This window comes from Leptolyngbya sp. AN10, from assembly GCF_050565645.1.
Classification (GTDB): Bacteria; Cyanobacteriota; Cyanobacteriia; order Leptolyngbyales; family Leptolyngbyaceae; genus Leptolyngbya.
This window is the reverse complement of sequence record NZ_JBNXVP010000008.1, coordinates 246,849-265,416: the sequence shown is the minus strand read 5'-3', so window position 1 is coordinate 265,416 and position 18,568 is coordinate 246,849. Positions and strand designations below refer to the sequence as shown.

23 protein-coding genes are annotated in these 18,568 nt (G+C 47.5%); 10 read left to right on the top strand and 13 right to left on the bottom strand.

Annotated features, from left to right (window positions below):
- Positions 1 to 5 precede the first annotated feature (5 nt).
- Positions 6 to 494 carry a hypothetical protein gene (locus ACQ4M5_RS14350; RefSeq protein ID WP_430676314.1) on the top strand — a complete coding sequence of 163 codons (489 nt, stop codon included), beginning with the start codon at positions 6 to 8 and terminating at the stop codon, positions 492 to 494.
- On the opposite strand, the gene ACQ4M5_RS14345 is transcribed toward ACQ4M5_RS14350, so the two are convergent.
- The 4 genes from ACQ4M5_RS14345 to ACQ4M5_RS14330 are packed head-to-tail and all read right to left on the bottom strand — an operon-like array spanning position 478 to position 2,538.
- Positions 478 to 957, bottom strand: coding sequence for a hypothetical protein (locus tag ACQ4M5_RS14345; RefSeq protein ID WP_430676313.1), 480 nt, complete (start codon positions 955 to 957; stop codon positions 478 to 480). The genes ACQ4M5_RS14350 and ACQ4M5_RS14345 overlap by 17 nt on opposite strands.
- 3 nt (positions 958 to 960) lie before the next feature.
- Entirely contained in the window at positions 961 to 1,494 is a 534-nt protein-coding gene (locus ACQ4M5_RS14340) for a hypothetical protein (protein ID WP_430676312.1), read from the bottom strand.
- A complete protein-coding gene (locus ACQ4M5_RS14335; protein ID WP_430676311.1) occupies positions 1,466 to 1,903 on the bottom strand; it encodes a hypothetical protein in 438 nt (145 codons plus the stop codon). The genes ACQ4M5_RS14340 and ACQ4M5_RS14335 overlap by 29 nt, the downstream gene beginning before the upstream one ends.
- On the bottom strand, positions 1,900 to 2,538 hold the full coding sequence (locus ACQ4M5_RS14330) for a hypothetical protein (protein ID WP_430676310.1): 639 nt from the start codon (positions 2,536 to 2,538) through the stop codon (positions 1,900 to 1,902). The genes ACQ4M5_RS14335 and ACQ4M5_RS14330 overlap by 4 nt, the downstream gene beginning before the upstream one ends.
- 177 nt (positions 2,539 to 2,715) lie before the next feature.
- Between ACQ4M5_RS14330 and ACQ4M5_RS14325 the strand changes: the two genes are divergently transcribed.
- Genes ACQ4M5_RS14325 through ACQ4M5_RS14315 form a run of 3 tightly spaced genes read left to right on the top strand, consistent with a single transcriptional unit; the run spans position 2,716 to position 5,016 of the window.
- Positions 2,716 to 4,110, top strand: a complete 1,395-nt coding sequence (locus ACQ4M5_RS14325; RefSeq protein WP_430676309.1) for a TrpB-like pyridoxal phosphate-dependent enzyme — start codon at positions 2,716 to 2,718, stop codon at positions 4,108 to 4,110.
- 5 nt (positions 4,111 to 4,115) lie between these two features.
- Positions 4,116 to 4,550, top strand: coding sequence for a hypothetical protein (locus ACQ4M5_RS14320; RefSeq protein WP_430676308.1), 435 nt, complete (start codon positions 4,116 to 4,118; stop codon positions 4,548 to 4,550).
- Positions 4,519 to 5,016 (top strand): alpha/beta fold hydrolase, encoded by a 498-nt coding sequence (locus ACQ4M5_RS14315; protein ID WP_430676307.1) that lies wholly within the window; start codon positions 4,519 to 4,521, stop codon positions 5,014 to 5,016. Before ACQ4M5_RS14320 ends, ACQ4M5_RS14315 begins: the two co-directional genes overlap by 32 nt.
- Positions 5,017 to 5,018: 2 nt before the next feature.
- Here the strand turns inward: ACQ4M5_RS14315 and ACQ4M5_RS14310 are convergent, their stop codons facing one another.
- The 6 genes from ACQ4M5_RS14310 to ACQ4M5_RS14285 all read right to left on the bottom strand — a co-directional run bounded on the left by ACQ4M5_RS14310 (position 5,019) and on the right by ACQ4M5_RS14285 (position 10,101).
- Positions 5,019 to 5,321, bottom strand: a complete 303-nt coding sequence (locus tag ACQ4M5_RS14310) for a hypothetical protein (protein ID WP_430676306.1) — start codon at positions 5,319 to 5,321, stop codon at positions 5,019 to 5,021.
- Between the two features lie 9 nt (positions 5,322 to 5,330).
- Positions 5,331 to 5,858, bottom strand: coding sequence for an aldo/keto reductase (locus ACQ4M5_RS14305; RefSeq protein ID WP_430676305.1), 528 nt, complete (start codon positions 5,856 to 5,858; stop codon positions 5,331 to 5,333).
- A gap of 128 nt (positions 5,859 to 5,986) precedes the next feature.
- A complete protein-coding gene (locus ACQ4M5_RS14300; protein WP_430676304.1) occupies positions 5,987 to 7,255 on the bottom strand; it encodes a hypothetical protein in 1,269 nt (422 codons plus the stop codon).
- 11 nt (positions 7,256 to 7,266) lie between these two features.
- Positions 7,267 to 8,112, bottom strand: coding sequence for a ParA family protein (locus tag ACQ4M5_RS14295; RefSeq protein ID WP_430676303.1), 846 nt, complete (start codon positions 8,110 to 8,112; stop codon positions 7,267 to 7,269).
- Positions 8,113 to 8,599: 487 nt separating this feature from the next.
- Positions 8,600 to 9,277, bottom strand: coding sequence for a hypothetical protein (locus ACQ4M5_RS14290; protein WP_430676302.1), 678 nt, complete (start codon positions 9,275 to 9,277; stop codon positions 8,600 to 8,602).
- 23 nt (positions 9,278 to 9,300) lie between these two features.
- Positions 9,301 to 10,101: a Uma2 family endonuclease gene (locus ACQ4M5_RS14285; RefSeq protein ID WP_430676301.1), complete on the bottom strand. Its 801-nt coding sequence runs from the start codon at positions 10,099 to 10,101 to the stop codon at positions 9,301 to 9,303.
- Between the two features lie 198 nt (positions 10,102 to 10,299).
- On the opposite strand from ACQ4M5_RS14285, the gene ACQ4M5_RS14280 reads away from it, so the two are divergent.
- From ACQ4M5_RS14280 to ACQ4M5_RS14255, 6 genes are all read left to right on the top strand, one after another.
- A complete protein-coding gene (locus tag ACQ4M5_RS14280; protein WP_430676300.1) occupies positions 10,300 to 10,947 on the top strand; it encodes a hypothetical protein in 648 nt (215 codons plus the stop codon).
- A gap of 14 nt (positions 10,948 to 10,961) precedes the next feature.
- Positions 10,962 to 11,684 carry a hypothetical protein gene (locus ACQ4M5_RS14275; protein WP_430676299.1) on the top strand — a complete coding sequence of 241 codons (723 nt, stop codon included), beginning with the start codon at positions 10,962 to 10,964 and terminating at the stop codon, positions 11,682 to 11,684.
- 40 nt (positions 11,685 to 11,724) lie between these two features.
- Complete coding sequence (locus ACQ4M5_RS14270; protein ID WP_430676298.1) at positions 11,725 to 12,945, top strand: tyrosine-type recombinase/integrase; 1,221 nt, start codon at positions 11,725 to 11,727, stop codon at positions 12,943 to 12,945.
- A gap of 426 nt (positions 12,946 to 13,371) precedes the next feature.
- Positions 13,372 to 14,367, top strand: a complete 996-nt coding sequence (locus ACQ4M5_RS14265; protein ID WP_430676297.1) for a tyrosine-type recombinase/integrase — start codon at positions 13,372 to 13,374, stop codon at positions 14,365 to 14,367.
- Between the two features lie 179 nt (positions 14,368 to 14,546).
- Entirely contained in the window at positions 14,547 to 15,257 is a 711-nt protein-coding gene (locus ACQ4M5_RS14260) for an IS6 family transposase (RefSeq protein WP_430676296.1), read from the top strand.
- A gap of 24 nt (positions 15,258 to 15,281) precedes the next feature.
- The gene (locus ACQ4M5_RS14255) at positions 15,282 to 15,464 is read left to right on the top strand and encodes a hypothetical protein (RefSeq protein ID WP_430676295.1); all 183 of its coding nucleotides are present in this window, start codon (positions 15,282 to 15,284) and stop codon (positions 15,462 to 15,464) included.
- A 141-nt stretch (positions 15,465 to 15,605) separates the two neighbouring features.
- On the opposite strand, the gene ACQ4M5_RS14250 is transcribed toward ACQ4M5_RS14255, so the two are convergent.
- Genes ACQ4M5_RS14250 through ACQ4M5_RS14240 form a run of 3 tightly spaced genes read right to left on the bottom strand, consistent with a single transcriptional unit; the run spans position 15,606 to position 18,527 of the window.
- Positions 15,606 to 16,181, bottom strand: a complete 576-nt coding sequence (locus ACQ4M5_RS14250) for a hypothetical protein (RefSeq protein ID WP_430676294.1) — start codon at positions 16,179 to 16,181, stop codon at positions 15,606 to 15,608.
- Entirely contained in the window at positions 16,181 to 17,533 is a 1,353-nt protein-coding gene (locus ACQ4M5_RS14245) for a DUF2254 domain-containing protein (protein ID WP_430676293.1), read from the bottom strand. The genes ACQ4M5_RS14250 and ACQ4M5_RS14245 overlap by 1 nt, the downstream gene beginning before the upstream one ends.
- A complete protein-coding gene (locus ACQ4M5_RS14240; RefSeq protein ID WP_430676292.1) occupies positions 17,511 to 18,527 on the bottom strand; it encodes a mechanosensitive ion channel family protein in 1,017 nt (338 codons plus the stop codon). The genes ACQ4M5_RS14245 and ACQ4M5_RS14240 overlap by 23 nt, the downstream gene beginning before the upstream one ends.
- Between the last annotated feature and the right edge of the window lie 41 nt (positions 18,528 to 18,568).

The following is an 18,568-nucleotide window of genomic DNA, read 5'->3' as shown; positions in this document are numbered from 1 at the left end:
TGCTGATGCCAGAACACTCGGAGCGCACTATTGGCGCAGCATTGCTCGATCAAACGATCGTTGCTGGAATTGGGAACTATTTGCGGGCTGAAATTCTATTTCTGTGTCAGATTGATCCTTGGCGGAAAGTGCAAGAGTTGACGCAGCCAGAGCTAGATTCGCTTTGCCAGATAATTCCGCAGATTGCTCGTCGCGCTTATGAAACGGCAGGAGTGACTGCTTCTGAGGTGGATCGATCGCGAATGCAGCAAGATTCGACCCTGGTTTATCGCTTGGGTAGCGAGTTCGGCAACCGTCACTATGTCTTTCGACGCACGAACTTACCCTGTTTGCGCTGTGCTACACCGATTCGACAGCAGAAGCAGGTCGTTCATGCTCAAGATGATGAGGAAAAGACTCGCATTATTTATTTTTGTCCAACGTGCCAAAACACCTCAATCCCTCTGCCCTCTCGTCGAAAAAAGAATCGCCCTACTATCACTGCATCGGCTTGATTTGCCCCTCCGTAAAGCGCAGGACTTCTTGAGCCTGAATCATGCGCTGAATACGAGGATCGCTCTTTTCCACCCAGCGTTCAGAGATGCCAAAAGAGGTTCCGAACAGAACGATCGGGATATCGAGAACTTCGACTAACAGTGGGTAAAGTGCTTCCTCATCATTAGAACGCTCCTCCGAGCTAAGTTCGCCTGTCAATTCGGCATATAGCTCCCAATTAACCCAAACGCATTCAATACATTGCCCGTGCAAGATATCTAAGGCAATCCATTGATCAAGCCGTAGCTGTTGACGATCGACCAGCCAAAAAATGTCGCCGCTTTTTGCCCGCTTGAATCGTGCTGGATAGAGCTTTCCCGCAACCTGATCTGCCAACATGAGTGCTGGAAATCCTTCTGGAAACCGCTCTAGCACTTTATCAAACGGAGAACCTTCAATCACTTGAATAAAAAAGCCTTCCATAGCTCAATTTGGTTTCAGTGTTCGTTCTACGATCGCTGGACTCGGTTCCACAAATGCCCAAGTTCCGTCAGATTGTTTGCGGAATGTCGCAAAGACAAGGAGGTCGGCATTACCTAGTGGTTGCCCTTGTCGTCGTTGCCCAGGTTGAGGTGCTTTCAACCCACATAACCGAAAGAGATAGCCAGGAACTTCAGCACCAAAAAACAAAATACAGCTTGTTTGATCGATCCGAGCCTCACCAGTCATGGGCGCGTAAATTGCTGCTCCTTGAGTTGCGATCGCAAGTTCCCCAAGCCCACTTACAACCGTATAGTCATTAATCTGCGCTCCACGCTGAATCTCCCATTTCTGGTAAATTTTAATGTCTACAGGTTTGCCTGAGATTGCTGATTCAGAACGCATCGGAGTACAGGCAAATAATTCGCAAACTGTCCCTAAAATAGATAGCAGCAAGCAATAGCGGTATAAATCCATTAGTGATTCACCTCCAGATGTGCAAACTTTGAAATTATGGGCTGGCATTTGTGCAGGAGCCATTACGAGGAACAATCCGAACACCTACGAATTCATTGCCTTCGTAAAGCACGATCGCCCAAAGCATTGGATCAGATGCTAGAGGATAGGCTTCACGGTCAGCTTTAACGCCTGAACGAATTGTGATGGGGTTCAGTCTGCAATATGGCATTTTGAGAATTGCCCTGACGCTTGCTTTGCTCGATGATTCGGCGATACTAATTAGCTTTAAGGTTTGGTTACGGCTAAGTGAGGCATCCGGAGCAAGAATTTCCGCACATTGGATTTCAGTGGGATCATTGGAACGAAAGAGTGTTGCAACGAGAGCAGGATTGTATTGCCAAATCAATCGACTTGCTGCAATTCCCAGGGCAACCAGAACAATAATCACGATCTGAATTTGAAAAACTCGATGCTTGGAAGAACGTTTCATAGAACGAATACTGCAAACAACAGTCCTCCGAATAAACTGCACAGATTCCATAGCAGCTTGCGATTCCAGGGAGCTAGGGTGACGGCTGCAAGAATGCTAGTTCCGCTAATTGCGATCGCAACTCCAGACAAAAGAATCAACGACTGGGGAAAAAACCAAGAGATGACGTAATGGGTTAATAAGCCAATTAGAAACGCGAGACACCGGGCGATCAGAAGTGTTACGGTTGCTGCTTGTGGCTTATCTTGTCGCTCTAACTGTGGAATAGCACTTTGTGGCTTATCTTGTCGCTCTAACTGTGGAATAGCACTAGGTGGTAACTGCTTGTTCTCATTGTTCGGAACGGCTGCTTCTATTTTGCTTGGCGATTGCGAACATTGCTCCTCACTTTTCTCTAGTTGGTTCTCGATCGTGAAACGCTGGCTTTCCAGATTTGCTGGGTTTGTGGTGGAAGCTTCGCGAGTCGCGCGATTTCGATCCTCTCGCTGCGAATTTAGATAGTAGAGTGCAGCCAAGTCGATCGATAAACTTTTTAGTAGCGATGCTTTAATCGATCGACTTCGTTGAGCCATCATCATCTGCTTGCCTATGAACTGTTTTTTACTCGACTGAGTGCGTCGTTTTTGACTGGGCATCTCTTTTACTCCGATTTGACGATTCAATTCACACTCCGTTGATTTATTTGTCGTTTTGTTTTCTCAAGCAGAATTAGTTCTTTTTTATTTCTGTTGTTGACATCGATCGATAATCGCGCCTGCCTAGATCTGAAAAGTTGTTGAGCAAAATCTTCTTTAGCAGAGCGATCGGCGACAATGAGACTCGACCTTCTACCGTCGCAATGCGCTGCAATGGACACCATCAAGTACCTCCTCTCTGAAGATCAAATGCCTACAGCTTGGTACAACATCCAAGCCGATTTACCAGCACCTTTGCCTCTAGTGCTACACCCCGGCACAGGACAGCCAATTACACCGGATGATTTAGCGCCCCTGTTTCCGATGAGTCTGATTCAGCAGGAGGTGACTCAGGAGCGATGGGTTGAGATTCCCGACGAAGTGCGATCGATCTACCGCCAATGGCGACCCACACCCCTCTACCGGGCACGCCGACTTGAGCAAGCCTTGGATACGCCCGCGAAGATTTACTACAAATATGAAGGTGTTAGCCCTGCTGGAAGCCACAAGCCGAACACCGCAGTTGCTCAGGCGTATTACAACAAGCAGGCAGGAGTCAAACGACTAACGACCGAAACTGGAGCCGGACAATGGGGATCGTCGCTTGCTTTTGCAGGAGCATTGTTTGGACTGGAAGTGCTGGTGTACATGGTAAAAGTGAGCTACAACCAAAAGCCGTACCGTCGCGCTTTGATGGAAACTTATGGAGCGAGAGTGGTTGCGAGTCCTAGCAGTGAAACTCAGGCAGGACGATCAATTCTAGAAACCCATCCAAATAGCACAGGCAGCTTGGGCATCGCGATTAGTGAAGCCGTTGAGATTGCGGCACAGGATGAGGATAGTAAGTACGCTTTGGGCAGCGTTCTCAATCATGTTTTACTGCATCAGACGATCATTGGACAAGAAGCATTGGCACAGCTAGAAATGGCAGGCGACTATCCTGATATCGTAATTGGCTGTACGGGCGGCGGCAGCAATTTTGCAGGGATCGCGTTTCCGTTTTTGGGTGCGAAGTTGCGTGGAGAACGCGAGGTAGAAATCATTGCGGTTGAACCTGCGGCGTGTCCGACGCTAACTCGTGGCAAGTATGCCTATGATTTTGGCGATACTGCCCATCTCACGCCCCTTGTGAAAATGCATACGCTGGGCAGCACATTTGTGCCTGAAGGCATTCATGCAGGCGGACTCCGTTATCACGGTATGGCTCCATTGGTGAGTCACGTTGTTGATCTAGGACTTGCTCAACCCCGGTCTGAGTATCAATTGGGCTGTTTTGCGGCAGGGTTAACGTTCGCACGATCGGAGGGAATTCTTCCGGCTCCAGAGGCAAATCATGCAGTGAAAGCCGCGATCGACGAAGCCCTAAAATGCAAAGCATCGGGGGAAAGCAAAGTTATCTTGTTTAACCTCTGTGGTCATGGACACTTCGATATGCAAGCGTACATGGACTATCAGGCAGGAAAGCTGGTTGATACGGAGTATAGTGCTAAGGAAGTCGCGATGGCACTTGCTGGATTACCTAGTGTAGGCTAGGGCGAATGACCGCCGATTTTCTGCCACCTTCAGCCACCGCAATTCGGGATGAGGATGCGATTGCACTTTTCCAACAACTCCACCAGCGAGTCGTCCAAATTCCGTTTGAGTCAGGAGCAGAAATATTAACGTCCTACATTCACGCTGCTCCTGAATCGTTTCGTGCTGCTCCGATCGTGCTGCTTTCTGGATTTGATAGTTCACTTTTGGAGTTCCGACGATTATTTCCACGCCTCGCCACTCAACATGAGACTTGGGCGATCGATCTCTTGGGATTTGGTTTTACCCAAGTCATTCCGCCCGTCAGCGTGAATCCTACCTTCATCCGTCATCATTTACTGAAGATTGTTCAAACGTGGATCGATCAGCCTGTCATTTTAGTTAGTGGGTGCATCGTTGGGAGGTGCAGTGGCGATCGACTTCGCCTTGCATCATCCTGACTGGGTGCGATCGCTCGTCTTGATTGATAGCGTCGGTTTTTCAGGCAGTTTTCCAGTCGGACAATTTCTTCCGCGTTCTCTGATTGAGTTGGGAGCCGATTGGCTGCGGTTTCGTAAATCAGCGGCTCTGAGTGCTGCCTTAACACTTCCCATGATGAATTCAGGGCTGGTCGATGCGCTTCGTTGTTCTTTGCTGCATCAAGAAATGCCGGGATGGAAAGAGGCGATCGTCTCATTTAGTCAAAGTGGGGGATATGCTGAGTTGAGCGATCGCATTCATCAAATTCAGCATCGGACCCTAATTTTATGGGGAATGTCCGATGATATTTTAGGAACCCAAGATGCGACTCGATTTCGGGTAGCCATTTCAGGCAGCGAACTGGTTTGGATCAATAGTGCAGGTCATGTGCCGCACTTCGATCAACCGCGATCTGTTGCAGAACATCTACTCAGTTTTGCAAATTAGCCTCAGATCCACTGCGTTTCAAAAGCATCCTGTCCACTGCCGTAAATCAAATCGCCGTAAGTCTGCCAATGCTCAACTTCCTCGATCGTCATCGTCGGAGCCGTGAGCGTGGTCAAATTTTCTTGCAATTGACTGGAGGTAGCAGGAGCCGTGAGCGCAAGATGAACCGCTGGATGCTGTAAAACATAGCGGTAACACTCTGCGGCAGTTGGGGTCGGGTGTTGCCATTGTGGATGTCCTTTGAGCAAGGTACTCCAACGAGTACAGGTGAATGCGATGACAGGTAATCCTGCGGTTTGCACCATTAGCAAAACCTAATCTTCTACCTTTCGATGTGCCATGTTATGGCGCAGCATGAGTGCATCGACCCGACCTTGCTGAATCAGTTGCAGCGCGACTCCTATATTATGAGTGCTGGCTCCAACGTACCGAACGCTTCCCGCCGTTTTCCACTGTTGCAACTGAGCAAGAACAGCTTGAATTTCGTCAGGACTATCTTTTGGCGAGAAATATTCAATGAAGAACGCATCAATGACATCTGTATTTAGCGATCGACGACTCTCATCCAAATAGCGTTGTAATTCTTCGGAATCGCGCGCTTCACTCCCTGTTGCAATAAAAATATCATCTCGCTTTGTTTTCAGCAGTGGAATCAGTTCATCTACCAGTGGATCAGAAGATAAGTCGTAGGAAAAATAGAAATTGATTCCCGCTTCAAAAGCAGTCTGAATACAAGTCAGGTCCTTGAGGTACTGACTCGCCAATCCCAGACGGCTGACGGGTTCTTGCGTGATCGTGAATAAAGGCTCTGCACGAACCAAGCGATCACGATTTTGCTGCATTTTAATGCCTCTAGGTCGATTGCACCGAGTACGAACACTACGTGAAGCAAAGCTACCGCAACTCTAACCAAAAAAGAGGCTGATTCCACTGTGAGCAGTCAGCCCTCAAATTATGAGTACGTCTATCCCTATGATTCTTGGCTGATCAATTGTTTGACCTCTTTCAGCCTACGGTTGAGAATTTGCTGGCACTCTCGAAGTTGAGCAGGAGATAACTCAGAAAAATCGGTATTCTCTAATGCTGTAATTTCCTTCGGCAATTTTGGTTGTTCAGGTGCAGCAGCCGGATTGTATTGAGCCAGAAGGGTCTTCACTTGCTCATTGATCGTTTGTGTACTCCAATTGTTTGCGATCGCATTTTGAGTCACTTCCATCCGAATCTTTTTCGCTTCTGCCTCATCAAGCTCTAGCGCCTCTGCGTTCAATTGATTCAGAAGGCGAAGTTTCGCAGGTTCCATTCCTTCATCCCAGACTGCCTGCTTCAAATCGTCTGGTAGCTTCAATAAGGGAAGAACATATCGAGAAATGGTAGCCGGGTTTTGCTGGTAGCCCAGAATGACATCTAAAATTGCCCTTGCTTCCTCTTCTAACCCTGAATTGTCAATCCACTCTCTTTGAACGGCTCGATCGGCAGTCAAAATCTCTGCTAAATCGGCAGACTGATCTCCTCGTCTGAGTCGCCGCTTCAACTGTGTCAAAGCTGTATTGAGTGCGCGTGGAAGCGCAACGTCCAGTGGCTCGTCCAAAGCATCTTTGAGATAAGGATAACGATGGGCACACTGGCAAACGAGAACTTGAGCCATCTCTAAGTCGTGGAGTTTCTTCTGGTGAATCGTTGTCGAAACCGCTTTCGACTGAATTTCCAAAAGATCGATCGCACCTTTAGCGGGCATGATGACTGACTTAAGGCTGGATAGCCCGCTCAGTGGAGCCGAACGCAATCGTCGCTCTCCGTCAAACATAAGATAGGGAAGATTGATGTCGTAGAGTGGCTGATCCGCGATGAAGAGTCCTTGTTCTTCGTACGCCCTTAGTTGCGCTCGCACCTCCTCAGTCATCTCGATCAGCAGCACTGGAGAAAGTTGCCCTTCTTCCTTCAAAACATTAGCGAACGCTTTCTGCTGCGCCTGAGTAAAGACAATGCGAGGTTGCAGCGGGTTACGGCTAATATCCTTGAAGTCAATTTGTTTGACTCCTTGCGTTTCCGACAGTTCTTGCACCAAAAACTGAATTTTGGATTCAAGCTCAGCTTTTTCCTTCGTGCTAAATCCACTGGATTTGAGTTCGGCAATTTCTGCTTCTAGTTCTTCGACCCGACCTTTCAGCCGAGAAATTTGCTGGCTCTGTCCAGCATCCGCAAACATTGCAGAAGGCTTAATTGCTGGGGGTTTCGGCATAGTAGACTCCTCTATTTATTTTTCAGATGTTTGACAATTTCTTTGACGATCGGATCGAAAGACTTGGTGATTTTATCGTCAGGGCGGTAGAGATGAACCGGAAGTCCTGTTCCACTGGCACTGAGAAAAAAGCCAGATTCTTTAATGTGGGGAAAGCAAGGAATTTCAAGCTGCTCTAGCTGATAAGGGATGGTGTCAACCGGGTCAATTTTGTCATTCTTAGTGCCGTCAGGCTTAAGACCCAGTAAGTTACGATGGACAGCTTTTTGAAGATCGACCCGTGACGGAACGAAACCCAGAATTTCGGGGCGGGGACGTAGACGCAGCGAATCTACTTTCTCGTAAAACCAGTTCAGCATATCGCTTGAACTCCAGGAGTCTTTGAACTCCGGCTTGATTGCGGCAATAAAGTGAGTCGCGGCTGCTAAAGCAATTAGCCCCATTGGTTCAACTGAGGCAGGAGTATCGACAATGATGACATCCGCATCGATCGGGTAATCCTCTAATCGATCCTTAAGAACTTCGTAGGGACGCTCGTGTAAATGCAGCCCACGAATTGCGGTATGTAAAGGAGAACCTCCTCGAATTACCTGAACTAAATTTGTGTAATCTTCCCAAACTGGAACCAGAGGATAATCGCCTTTAAATTGACGCTCAAAAATGCAAGCAATCGAGTCTTCCACTTCATCTGGTCGCAACTTTGGTAGACCAGTGAACAATGCCATCGAACCGTTGGGATCGAGTTCGATGATCACCACTCGATGCTTCTTCTTCGCTAATGCGTAGGAAAGATGGCTGGCTAGTGTCGTTTTTCCAGAACCACCTGTGTTACTTTCGATCGTAAGTCTAACCTGCATAAGTTTCAGTGTCCGTATTCTATTGCTGAGTCATGTTCAACCAATGAGAAAATGCTTTATTCATTTCAGGTTGTGCCTGATTGAGTCCCTCGAATCGAGTATTTTTGCCATTTCAAGACGCTTGAAACGTAACCTTTAGGGCTGTACCGCAACGTTGCAGTACAGGTCAATACTGCACTAACCTTCGAGCGTTGATTTCATATAGTACTGGATTTATTCCAATTTCCAACAAAATTCCAAGCTTTGTTTTTGCTTTCTCGTTTTTGGTTTTATGGCTTCTCCTGTCAGCGTATCCACTTGGGAGCGATCGCCTGAGAATGCCACCAACTGAAAGCAATTTCGCTCTGTACTGTAACGTTGCAGTACAAAACCACGATTGCCCAGTAATCAGACTGGTCAAGGACTTAAAGCATCAGCTTTTAACGATCGAATACGAAATCTTTATGCTTCGCATTTAGAATTTTGTATTCAAAGTTATCTCACCTTTTCATGAATTACTCTGCCGATTTACAATCTGTTTGAGGATTCTTAGAATTGGCTTTGCATCATACTTTTCGCTGTATTCTCTGGAATACTCTACCCTCAACATTGGGCGATCCGCCTCGAATTGACTAATTTCGCCTCGGAGAAACGTCCAGCTATCTGCGATGGTGTAGCATCCAAAAATTTCTTGTGGATCTTGATTATCTGCTTTCCAATTAAGATACGCTGCTGCGAGAAGCTGTCCGTAAAGTTGAGGAATCGGGTCTGCTCCCTCAATTCCTCTTTTCGTTTCTACCACCACGAGATAAGGCGATATCAGCCGTCCTGCGATGCTTTGCCCAATCGCGCCATCTGCAATGCCTGAAATGTCAAAGGTTGGATATTGCGCCGATAGAGTAACTTCTGCCCAAGCCCGAATATTGTCTCGTTCTGCTAGGAGCAGTAATGGATAGATGGCGCGTGACCAAATGGTTGCCTCGTTTAGCAGATGGGTTGGATCGTTGAGTAGGCGAGACTGAACGATCGCTAATTGTTGCTGCTCCATTTCTGTCAAAGTAATGCCCTGGTTATTCAGCCAAGGATAGGCGGCAACCCCTTTTTCTTCCAACTGGATGAGGGAAGTGAGATCTCCTAGCGACACTTTCCCGATCGTTAGCGTTTTGCGTGGTGTAGCTGTTTCCACTGTTTTGCCTCTTTCAGAAAACCTTAGCGATCCAGCAATTCATCGACATCAATTCCCCTGGCTCGAAGTTGCTCGATCAGCCTCGCATGTTCTTGTTCTACTCGATTAGCTCTCTCGCGTTCAGCTTCCTTCTCTGCTCTCTCCATCTCTTTCTGAATTCGTTCAGCTTCTTCTGGAAGCAAAATGAGATTTCTATCTGGATCGTAGAATCGCAGCCAATCACAGCTTCCAGTTGCGGGTTCGCGATCAATCACCCCCTGCCAAGTTCCCAACCACAGTTCCAACGCTTCACACCAGAGCCAGCCTTGTGGATTGGGTTGGAGCGGTTGATAGCCTCGCCGTCCAGTCTGTAAGTGCCAGCCTTGTAAAGAGTCGGGGTCAAAGGGGTCAAAAATAAAATAATCTTGTGTTTTGAAAATTCGTTCGTATAAGCGCTTCTTGTCCTCACGATCGACCTTTTCGGTACTTGGCGATAAGAACTCCACAATCACATCCGGAAAACGTCCCTCTTCTTCCCATGTCGCCCAGGCTTTCCGTTCCCGATCGCCATCGACATCTAACGTCACAAAGAAATCCGGTCCGCGAAAGTCCTGATTCATCGCTTGGGTGCGGCTGTAATAGACAAACATATTGCCGCCTGCAAAAAAGTCGGAACGATCTTGAAGTGCAGACTGCACGGAGCGAATGAGTAAATTCATCGCAATACGATGGCGAGGGCTTTCCAAGGGTTCTCCGTCGTCAAAAATTAGAATATCAGGAGGCATTGGAATGTCCTGATGTTGGACTTCCGCCTGAATTGAGGCTTGCTCGGTGGAGATCTTCATAAACCCCACGACCCAGGAAGGTCGTTCAGCGTGGTTGCCTCCCCATTCTACGTTCACCCTCCGTACAGATCAACTCACCCTTTTGATATAAGATAATATTCAATTATCTTGACTCTAGCGAAGCTCTAGCGACATTCAATGTAAGTACATAAGTACTAATCAACTATTAAGTTTATATGTACTAAGAATGTTGCTTGAATGACGATAGAGGAAGGATTGGAGCGATCGAGAGCGAATACCATGCCAAAAAATCCTGATCCAAAATGCAAAATTTGCTCTGCCCTAAGCGATGCGGAGGCAAAGCAGCGCCATAATGCTGCTCAAGGTGGCGATGGCTGCTGGGCAGGTGATCCTTGCCATAAGCTTCGGTATTACTACGCCAATCAAGAAACAATTAATGCTCAACGTCGGGAAAAATATCAGCGTAAAAAGCTTGCCAAGCAGCAAGGCATGATCGATCAAATTAAGGGGCAGAGTGGTGAACTGATGACATCAGATTTGCTTAGAAGTTGGATACCTCAAGCGGCTCCAGTCTTGCCTCCTGAGCGGATTTATGTACAGTTACTCTGGTATCGGGAAACGCCCAAAAGTCGATTACACGCGATCGGAGCTTTATTGCTGCTAGGAGATCAGATGGTTGCCTTCTCTGGACCGTACCATTGTCGTGGACTAGCACCGAAGGACGTGACAGACTACCTCATTCCAAGTATGGTAAAGGCGCTTAACCAAGTCTTAAATGAAAATTTTCCGGAATACCAGACCTATCGCATTGGTCGGTTGCATGATGAAGGAGATGAACGTCACCTCGCACTTTGTCCGCTTTGTACAGGTCGCCCAATGCGGTAAACGAATTAGAGCCTATGGATAGTCGGCAACTCGAACTCGATCTATGGCGATCGCTAGAAATAGCGACGGCATGTCCTGATGAGAAAGAGATGTTGACGACAGTGTGGCAGACTTACGATCAATGGGCTGAGATGATTGCGACACAACCTGCTTCGACACAACTTGAATTAGCAGGTGAGATTTTGCAACAAATTGCTGAGTTAATTTGCCTGCGCTCCGATATTTTGATTGAAGAATGGAAGCAGCAGCATGATCCAGTTGAGCCGATCGTCGATATTTCCGGTCGATCCGATTTATTCATGCAGACGCAAGAGTTTAATTTGTCCAGGCTAATCGAGCGCGATCTTCCTGCTCCTTATCCAGAGTATCGTCAGTCTCCAACGAAAGTAGAATCGGCTGAATCTGCTGCGGGATCAGTCAATCCGGCTAGGCTGATCGCCGCTATGGGTGATCAGTTGCAGCAAGAAGCAAAGTTGGCCGATGAGGAAGTAGCCGAGGCATTCAAAGCTGCAATAGAAACCGCTCACAATGAAAATGTTGCTCAGTGGACGCAAGCGATCGTCACGTTTTGGGAGACAACCCAGGTTCATGCCATTTCCTTTGCTGAGTTATGTCAGCAGTTAAACCGACCCTGGATCGAGGTTTGGCTAGCATTATTATTAGGAGGATTCTTGCTGGAATTACGCGGAGATTGGTACGAAGGAGAAATCTGGATTGTTGGATACACTCAACGCTGAATTTTTCTTGTCATTGTTGAATTGTGAATGGATTGAAAGTATGGTTGCTCGATCACTCCCACAAGTTGAAGCTCATTTAATGCTGTCGTCGAGCGACGATCACATCTCACCTCCGAGACAAAAAGGTAAGGCTGCAACGCTTCGGCTGCCGCCGACCGACATTCGGAGTGTAAAAGTGCGAGAGTTTCTCAGCGCGGGAGGGTTTGAGCTAAATACCCGGAGAAATTACGAACGTGAACTCTACCGCTTCTTGTTGTGGTCAGAATTGCTGTGGAGCGAAATCAAGCCGCATCATCTCAATGCTCATTATTTGCAGTACTTAACTGAAGAAGTCCGAACGAATCAAGGAAAACGACTTTCAGCAAGCAGTCGCAATCTGGCAGTGATGGCACTGCGGAGCTTTTTTGCATGGCTGCACAAGACCTATCCAACTTTAGCACCAACGAATCCAGCGATCGGTCTCAAGGGCAAAGCAATTCCCCTGCCTGAAGCGCAGAGTTTAACGGATGAGCAGCAAGCATTAGTTTGGAATGCCGTTGCCCAACGGGGAGAAACTCAATTGCGCGATCGCGCTTTGATTCACATTCTGAGCCACGGCTTACGAGCGGGTGAAGTGGTTGATTTGAATATAGGTGCGATCGGCAACCATGCAACTGACAACTTCAGTGGGAAGATCCTTTTCATTGCAGATACGAAGACGGATCGTCCCCGAATTGTCCCCATTGCCCCTGAGTCCTGGAACGAAATTGAGAGTTATTTAGCGTGGCGGCGAACTCAAGGAGAAGAACTAACTTCGGATCGTCCTTTGCTGCTCTCACATCATGTGACGAGGCGAGGAGAGCGTTTAACGTATCATGGACTCTACTTCGTAGTTGAAAAAATAGCTGAAATTGCTGAACTAGAAAATCTGCATCCTCACATTTTTCGGCACACTTATCTAACTGAGCTTCTACTGAATGACATTGATCCTTCTCATGCCCGTCGATTAGGTGGAATTGAAAGTGAATCAGTATTTCGACGCTATACACTTCGAGCAGAGCAAGAGGCAGCAATCAATGCTTTCTTTAGAAAATGCCGAAATCAGCAGGATGCTCAGACGGCTGAATTGAAGAGAGCTTCTGAGACGGTCAATCAAAATTTGGTAGAACGACAAGCGATCGCACTGAGCTTACTCAGAGATGGAGTTGCATGGGAGATCATTGCTCGTGCGACAGAGCTTTCAACCAAGGAAATTGAGATTTTGAACAGCCTAATAGCCTAACCCCGTACGTCTCTGTCCTATGAGGCACATTGTCTTAACGCAAGTCGCCATTCAAAATCAGCCAGCTGTACTGCAACGTTGCAGTACATTGAGTGTCAGGCAAGCGAGAACTCCTTTGCTGCTAGATATTCGCTGCCTTTCATCCCAAATGTGCAGCAAGTATCTGGTGTAAGACAAATGTAAGATGACAAAATTGGGTGTAAGACCAAAATACCAAATTTTTGAAAATTTGGTGCAGGTTTGAAGGAGTGAATAATGCAACTGTACTGAGCTGGGAGGGGCAATCAAGCTGTCTCACACTTGGACTCAAATTTGAAGATTGATAACACAAATTATGGGATAACGTAGAGTGCTGAATTTTTTGATGAAGTAAGTTTTCGTTTATGATGCAGGTGTATTAATTTAGAACGTTACGATTTGATTCTCATGCGTCGTCCAGTCCCTGTTCCTAAATTAGCAGTTTCACCAGTTACTTCGGTTGAGCGATCTTCTGTTTCACCACCGATTGATTTGCGTCAGACCTTCGTGGACTCGTTTCTAGCAGCGCGGGAGTTGCAACCAAATAGTGTGCGATCGTATCAGCAAGATTTGCAGCAGTTTATGGATTGGTGTGACCGTCCGTGGAATGGAGTCAGTCAACGGCAGGTCATTGGGTTTAAGTCGTATTTGCTCGACGATCGTAAACTGTCGAACAACACGGTGCGCCGAGTTTTACAAACCTTAAAGTCGTTCTACCGCTGGATGAGCCTGTCCGGTCATGTGACGCAGGACCCGACGAGAGGGGTGCAACTCCCGGAAGCTGAAGAAGGCGAATCTCAAGAGTTGTCCGATGCGGAAGTCGAGAAATTATATGAGACAGTGCAGAACTCGAAGTTTCGAGAGCGCGATCGAGCGATCATTACAGCACTACTACATGGACTGCGTGGAGAAGAGGTGTCAAATTTAGATGTGGGCGATTACCAGACACAGATAGTGGAAGGCTATGCGTCGAAGCAGTTGCACATTCGAGAAGCGAAAGCGGGCAGTACTGGGTGGGTGGTGTTGTTTGAGGAAGGAATTGCCGAGTTTGAAACTTACCTTGTCTGGTACAGTGAACAGCTAGGACGACCGCTTGAAGCGAATGATCCGATGTTTTTGTCGTACTCGAATCGGACAAAGAGTCAGAAACAGCGCTTGACGTATTGGGGGATTCGGGAGATTATGCGATCGCTCAAGGAGCAGACTGGGATTGATTTGCATTCGCATCGGGGACGGCATACGTATGCGACGAATTTGCTGATCAGATATGGCTTGGGTGAAGGAGAAGCGATGAAGCTAACTCGACATCGCGATCGTCGCAGCTTTAAACGCTATACAAATAAGAAGGAAATTTACGCGGCTCAGATTGCGATTCTACGAGCTAGTGGACAATTACCTAGCTAAACCAAGAAGAGCTTAGGAACTTTGAAGCGCGATCACATGAAGGAACTACTTCGGATTATCGGAGAAACTAGAAGGAACCGTCAAGCAGTACCAAGAAATAAAGCTAAAATAACTGTTGCCGGGTTGTGTCGCAAGAATGGTAGGGTGGGGAGGGTCAATTTTCTCTCATCTCATTCTAAATGGCTTCTCAATCCTTGTTCAAATGGCGGCATTTTCTGCCTGAAATCATCTTGCTGAATGTGCGGTGGTACTGTCGCTATCCCTTGAGCTACCGGGACTTGGAAGAGATGATGGCAGAGCGAGGAGTCGAAGTGGAACATTCCACAATCAATCGATGGGGATTGAAGTTCGCGCCAGAACTCGACAGACGACTTCGACCGGATTTAAGTGAAACGAATGATTCGTGGCGAGTAGACGGGACGTACATCGAAGTGAAAGGCGAGTGGAAATATCTTTATCGTGCGGTGGATTCGGCAGGCAATACGCTGGACTTTATGCTGAGTGCCAAGCGAGATGGGAAAGCGGCGACGCGGTTTTTCCGTAAAGTACTGAAGGCTCACCACAGCCAAACACCGCGAGTGATTACAGTAGACAAGAATGCTGCTTACTCGGTGGCGATAAACAAGTTGAAAGCGGATGAGACGCTTGCCAAAGAGACGGAACTGCGGCAGATTCAATACTTGAACAACATCATCGAACCGGAGCATCGAAACATCAAGCGGATTGTCAAACCGATGATGGGGTTCAAGTCGTTCAATAGTGCGAGAAGAACGTTGAGCGGGATTGAAGCAATGAGTATGAGCAGAAAAGGACAAGTGAAAAGAGTCAGTCAAGGGAACAGTGTGTGTCAAATGAGGTTCATTGAAGAACTCTTTGAAGTGAGCGCTTAAGACAATACGATTGACGCAGTTCGCTTGTCACTTTATAAAGTTTGCGACAGAACCGTTATTGTTGGGTGGGTGATTGGGAGTGCTACCACAATTCATCTCGCAGCGATTGCAGTCTTGTTTGCCTTTCTAGCAGGTGGAGTGGTTCTGAATGTTCTCAAAGAAGAACTACCAGAAGGGCGAGAAAGCCGCTTCTGGGCATTGCATTAGGTGCAGCATTTTACACAGCACTTCTGCTAACGCTTCAATTAAAGTTTCAAGCCCTATTTGGCTTCTGGCTAGGCACGCTTTACGATGCTGCCCAATGAACAGCGAGCTTAGGAAGTTTGCCTGTCGCTGTCGCACCTTGCGCTAACGTCGCCCCTGGTTTGAAGTTGTCCATTGTCGGAGTGTTCCAAGACTCAGAAAGGCTGCCAACACTGCTCCAAGCGTGTCCATGATGAGGTCTACGATCGTATCATCCAACCCCGGAATCACTTGAGTCGATAAAATCTTCTCGGCTGACCATTCTGCCACTTCCCACAATGCTCCTAATGCAATGCCAAAACTGACGATCGTCACTAGATACAAAATAGTATGCTGACGAAAAATCGTGAGCATCGGTCGATAGACCAAAAAGCTAAAGGCAAGCGTGAGTGCAAAGATGGTGTAAGCATGAACAATCTCGTCATAGAGTCCGGGTGCATTAAACAATCCCCAAACCCAGCCTGCCGCATTCAACAAGGCTGCCAATACAAATAGAAAGTCAAATAAAGTCGGTAGCTTATCATCTTGCACCACGAAGATGAGCGATGCCCCCAGGAATAGCGCAAGCGTTAACGCTTGTTGCCATTGTCCTTGAGCGGCGACCACGATGACGGCTAGTCCGAGTAATCCTTGTCCAACCCAAGCGAGTTGACGATATCCTTTCCATCTTGTGCTAAACATTAGAGTTGCCTCAATTCAAACTTTGTGTCTTTCGGATCTAACGCCGCCAGCGCTTGTTGATAGTGCTGCTCAACATCTTTACGATCGCATTCCTCGGTTAATCCAGTTTGACTGCCGCGCCGAATCATGTCTGCATGATGGCGCAATGCTGTCCGTTGTTTCGGCGTTTTCGTATAGGTTGCAATGAGAGCGATCGCTTCGAGCAATCGAATGGTCACAGCAGCATCGGACTGGGCGTATTGGCGGATTTGGTTGAAGGCGCGATCGACTAGGAATTCAAAGGTGGTTGGTTCTGCAATGATTCGGAGCGTGTGCTGGTCATCATAGCGGTAGGGCGATGGAAAGGTGCGTTGTGCTAGTTGGCTTAAGCCAGCACTGAGGCGATCAATACAGCGAATCGCCGTGAATGGATCATTGACGGCTGGAGAAATCGCACGCAAGGCAATTTCGACTAATTGTTCAATGGGAAACGCAATGTCTTGTTGCTCAGTGCGTTCTTTGCCAAAAATAAACGCTTGCTTGATCTGCTGCGCGAGTTTTTCAGAATTGTATTCAGGCGGATAGACCAGCACGAGAGGAGTGCCCGGCACCCCATACTTTCCCGGTCGCGTTTTGAGGCATAACAGCACATCTGCCCGACAAGCCACTTTCATCAATTTCTCCTGATCGATCGCTTGGAGGTAGCCTTTCTGCGTTGCTTTAATGGAAGCCGATCGTTGCTCAAACTCGTGGGGGATTTCTGTAATTTGCCGTGGTGCGTCTGGTAAACTCTGCCCGATTCGCTCCGGGAACAATCGATCAATTGCACGATCGAGATCATCACTCACATTCGTAATTACTTGTGAGACTTGGATAATCGTCGAAGCATGATGAATAAAATAAACTAAGACTCCAGTACTGAGAACTGCCAGAACAACGCCAACCGTGACCGACATTTGTGGAACAAACGGTGAATAGTTTTCGCCGCGAATGGTTCGCAAAATCAAGACACAGTAAATGAACGTCCCAATCAAGATGCCGAGAACAATCTGATTGCCGATATCTTTCATGAATGTTCGCAGGAGCCGAGGACCAAAATTTGAGGCAGCGAGTTGCAAAGCGACGATCGTAATCGAGAATGCGGTTCCTGCGACGGTGATGACTGATCCAGCAATAGCAGACAACGCAGATCGTGCGCCATCGGGACCGCCTGTGTAGAGCCACCATAAGTTAGTGATGCCGGGCTTTCCGGTGCGATCGAGGTAGAGCATTGTCAAGGCAAGTGCGATCGCAGCAATCAGGATGAGCGACGGTAAAAACCAATAGCTCGATAGCAGTGTGTCCCAGTATTTACTCAGCTTCGTGTTTTTCATGATCAGTGGAAGGATGATGCCCGTTGCGTTGGGAGTTGGGTTCAGCTAGTTTACGGAGTGCATCGCTGATGCTTCGAGAGCGCGGCACTCGATTTTTTCCGGCGGGCCATCCTTCTCGCTGTCGAGCGCGATCGCCATCAGTTTCTTCCGTTTGATCATGAAACAAAATTTGCCGCGTGGGATAGGGAAAATCAATGCCATGTTCAACGTATAGCTTTTGTTTAATCGCGATAAAGTCATTATCGCGCGATCGCAGATCATCAATCCGACGCGGCGGCGTAATCCACCAACGCACTCGAATGTTAACGCTACTTTCTGCTAGTTCCATCACCAACACATCTGGCGCTGGATCGCTCAACACTTCATCCACCTCCTCAAGAGCTTCGTAAATCAATTGTTTTGCCTGCTCTAAATCATCTCCGTAGCCAATGCCCACGTCATACTCCATGCGTCGATTGTCGAACGCCGTATTCACAGTCACAGAATTCGTGAAGAGTTCAGCATTCGGAATCACAATCCGGCGATTATCGTAAGTTCGGATTGTCGTTGCACGAGTCTCGATGTTTTCGACCGTGCCCTCAAAATTCTTGAAGATGATTTGATCGCCAATCCGAAACGGTTCGGTTAATAAAATTAAGATGCCGGATAGAAAGTTCTGAAGAATGTCGCGAAACGCAAAGCCGATCGCTACCCCGCTGATTCCCAATAGCTGAACGAGATCACCTGCTCGAAACGAAGGAATGACGATCGACAATGCAACGAATAAACCAATGAGAATAATGGTTCCTTGCGCGAGTCGCCCTAACACTAAACCTAAGTTACGAGCATGGCGACGATTGGCAGTGGTTCGTCTGACCACTCGCTTAACGCTTCTAGCAATAAAAAAGAAAATGAAAAAAACAATAATCGCGATCGCTAAATTTGGTAGCAGCACTAAGAAGCTGCGTACCATTGATTCAAGCTGTTTCCAGATCGCTGATATCGCAGTAGTCATGAGTTGCTGTTTGCCTATCAGTCGTTGCTGACGAGCTTAGA

What these genes read in the sequence shown, in the direction of transcription:
- ACQ4M5_RS14280 (WP_430676300.1), top strand. Translation starts at nt 10,300, where the DNA reads ATGACGATAGAGGAAGGATTGGAGCGATCGAGAGCGAATACCATGCCA.
- ACQ4M5_RS14305 (WP_430676305.1), bottom strand. Translation starts at nt 5,858, where the DNA reads ATGCAGCAAAATCGTGATCGCTTGGTTCGTGCAGAGCCTTTATTCACG.
- ACQ4M5_RS14245 (WP_430676293.1), bottom strand. Translation starts at nt 17,533, where the DNA reads ATGAAAAACACGAAGCTGAGTAAATACTGGGACACACTGCTATCGAGC.
- ACQ4M5_RS14320 (WP_430676308.1), top strand. Translation starts at nt 4,116, where the DNA reads ATGACCGCCGATTTTCTGCCACCTTCAGCCACCGCAATTCGGGATGAG.
- ACQ4M5_RS14295 (WP_430676303.1), bottom strand. Translation starts at nt 8,112, where the DNA reads ATGCAGGTTAGACTTACGATCGAAAGTAACACAGGTGGTTCTGGAAAA.
- ACQ4M5_RS14345 (WP_430676313.1), bottom strand. Translation starts at nt 957, where the DNA reads ATGGAAGGCTTTTTTATTCAAGTGATTGAAGGTTCTCCGTTTGATAAA.
- ACQ4M5_RS14260 (WP_430676296.1), top strand. Translation starts at nt 14,547, where the DNA reads ATGGCTTCTCAATCCTTGTTCAAATGGCGGCATTTTCTGCCTGAAATC.
- ACQ4M5_RS14330 (WP_430676310.1), bottom strand. Translation starts at nt 2,538, where the DNA reads ATGCCCAGTCAAAAACGACGCACTCAGTCGAGTAAAAAACAGTTCATA.
- ACQ4M5_RS14310 (WP_430676306.1), bottom strand. Translation starts at nt 5,321, where the DNA reads ATGGTGCAAACCGCAGGATTACCTGTCATCGCATTCACCTGTACTCGT.
- ACQ4M5_RS14300 (WP_430676304.1), bottom strand. Translation starts at nt 7,255, where the DNA reads ATGCCGAAACCCCCAGCAATTAAGCCTTCTGCAATGTTTGCGGATGCT.
- ACQ4M5_RS14250 (WP_430676294.1), bottom strand. Translation starts at nt 16,181, where the DNA reads ATGTTTAGCACAAGATGGAAAGGATATCGTCAACTCGCTTGGGTTGGA.
- ACQ4M5_RS14275 (WP_430676299.1), top strand. Translation starts at nt 10,962, where the DNA reads ATGGATAGTCGGCAACTCGAACTCGATCTATGGCGATCGCTAGAAATA.
- ACQ4M5_RS14270 (WP_430676298.1), top strand. Translation starts at nt 11,725, where the DNA reads ATGGTTGCTCGATCACTCCCACAAGTTGAAGCTCATTTAATGCTGTCG.
- ACQ4M5_RS14240 (WP_430676292.1), bottom strand. Translation starts at nt 18,527, where the DNA reads ATGACTACTGCGATATCAGCGATCTGGAAACAGCTTGAATCAATGGTA.
- ACQ4M5_RS14265 (WP_430676297.1), top strand. Translation starts at nt 13,372, where the DNA reads ATGCGTCGTCCAGTCCCTGTTCCTAAATTAGCAGTTTCACCAGTTACT.
- ACQ4M5_RS14285 (WP_430676301.1), bottom strand. Translation starts at nt 10,101, where the DNA reads ATGAAGATCTCCACCGAGCAAGCCTCAATTCAGGCGGAAGTCCAACAT.
- ACQ4M5_RS14335 (WP_430676311.1), bottom strand. Translation starts at nt 1,903, where the DNA reads ATGAAACGTTCTTCCAAGCATCGAGTTTTTCAAATTCAGATCGTGATT.
- ACQ4M5_RS14325 (WP_430676309.1), top strand. Translation starts at nt 2,716, where the DNA reads ATGAGACTCGACCTTCTACCGTCGCAATGCGCTGCAATGGACACCATC.
- ACQ4M5_RS14350 (WP_430676314.1), top strand. Translation starts at nt 6, where the DNA reads ATGCCAGAACACTCGGAGCGCACTATTGGCGCAGCATTGCTCGATCAA.
- ACQ4M5_RS14340 (WP_430676312.1), bottom strand. Translation starts at nt 1,494, where the DNA reads ATGGCTCCTGCACAAATGCCAGCCCATAATTTCAAAGTTTGCACATCT.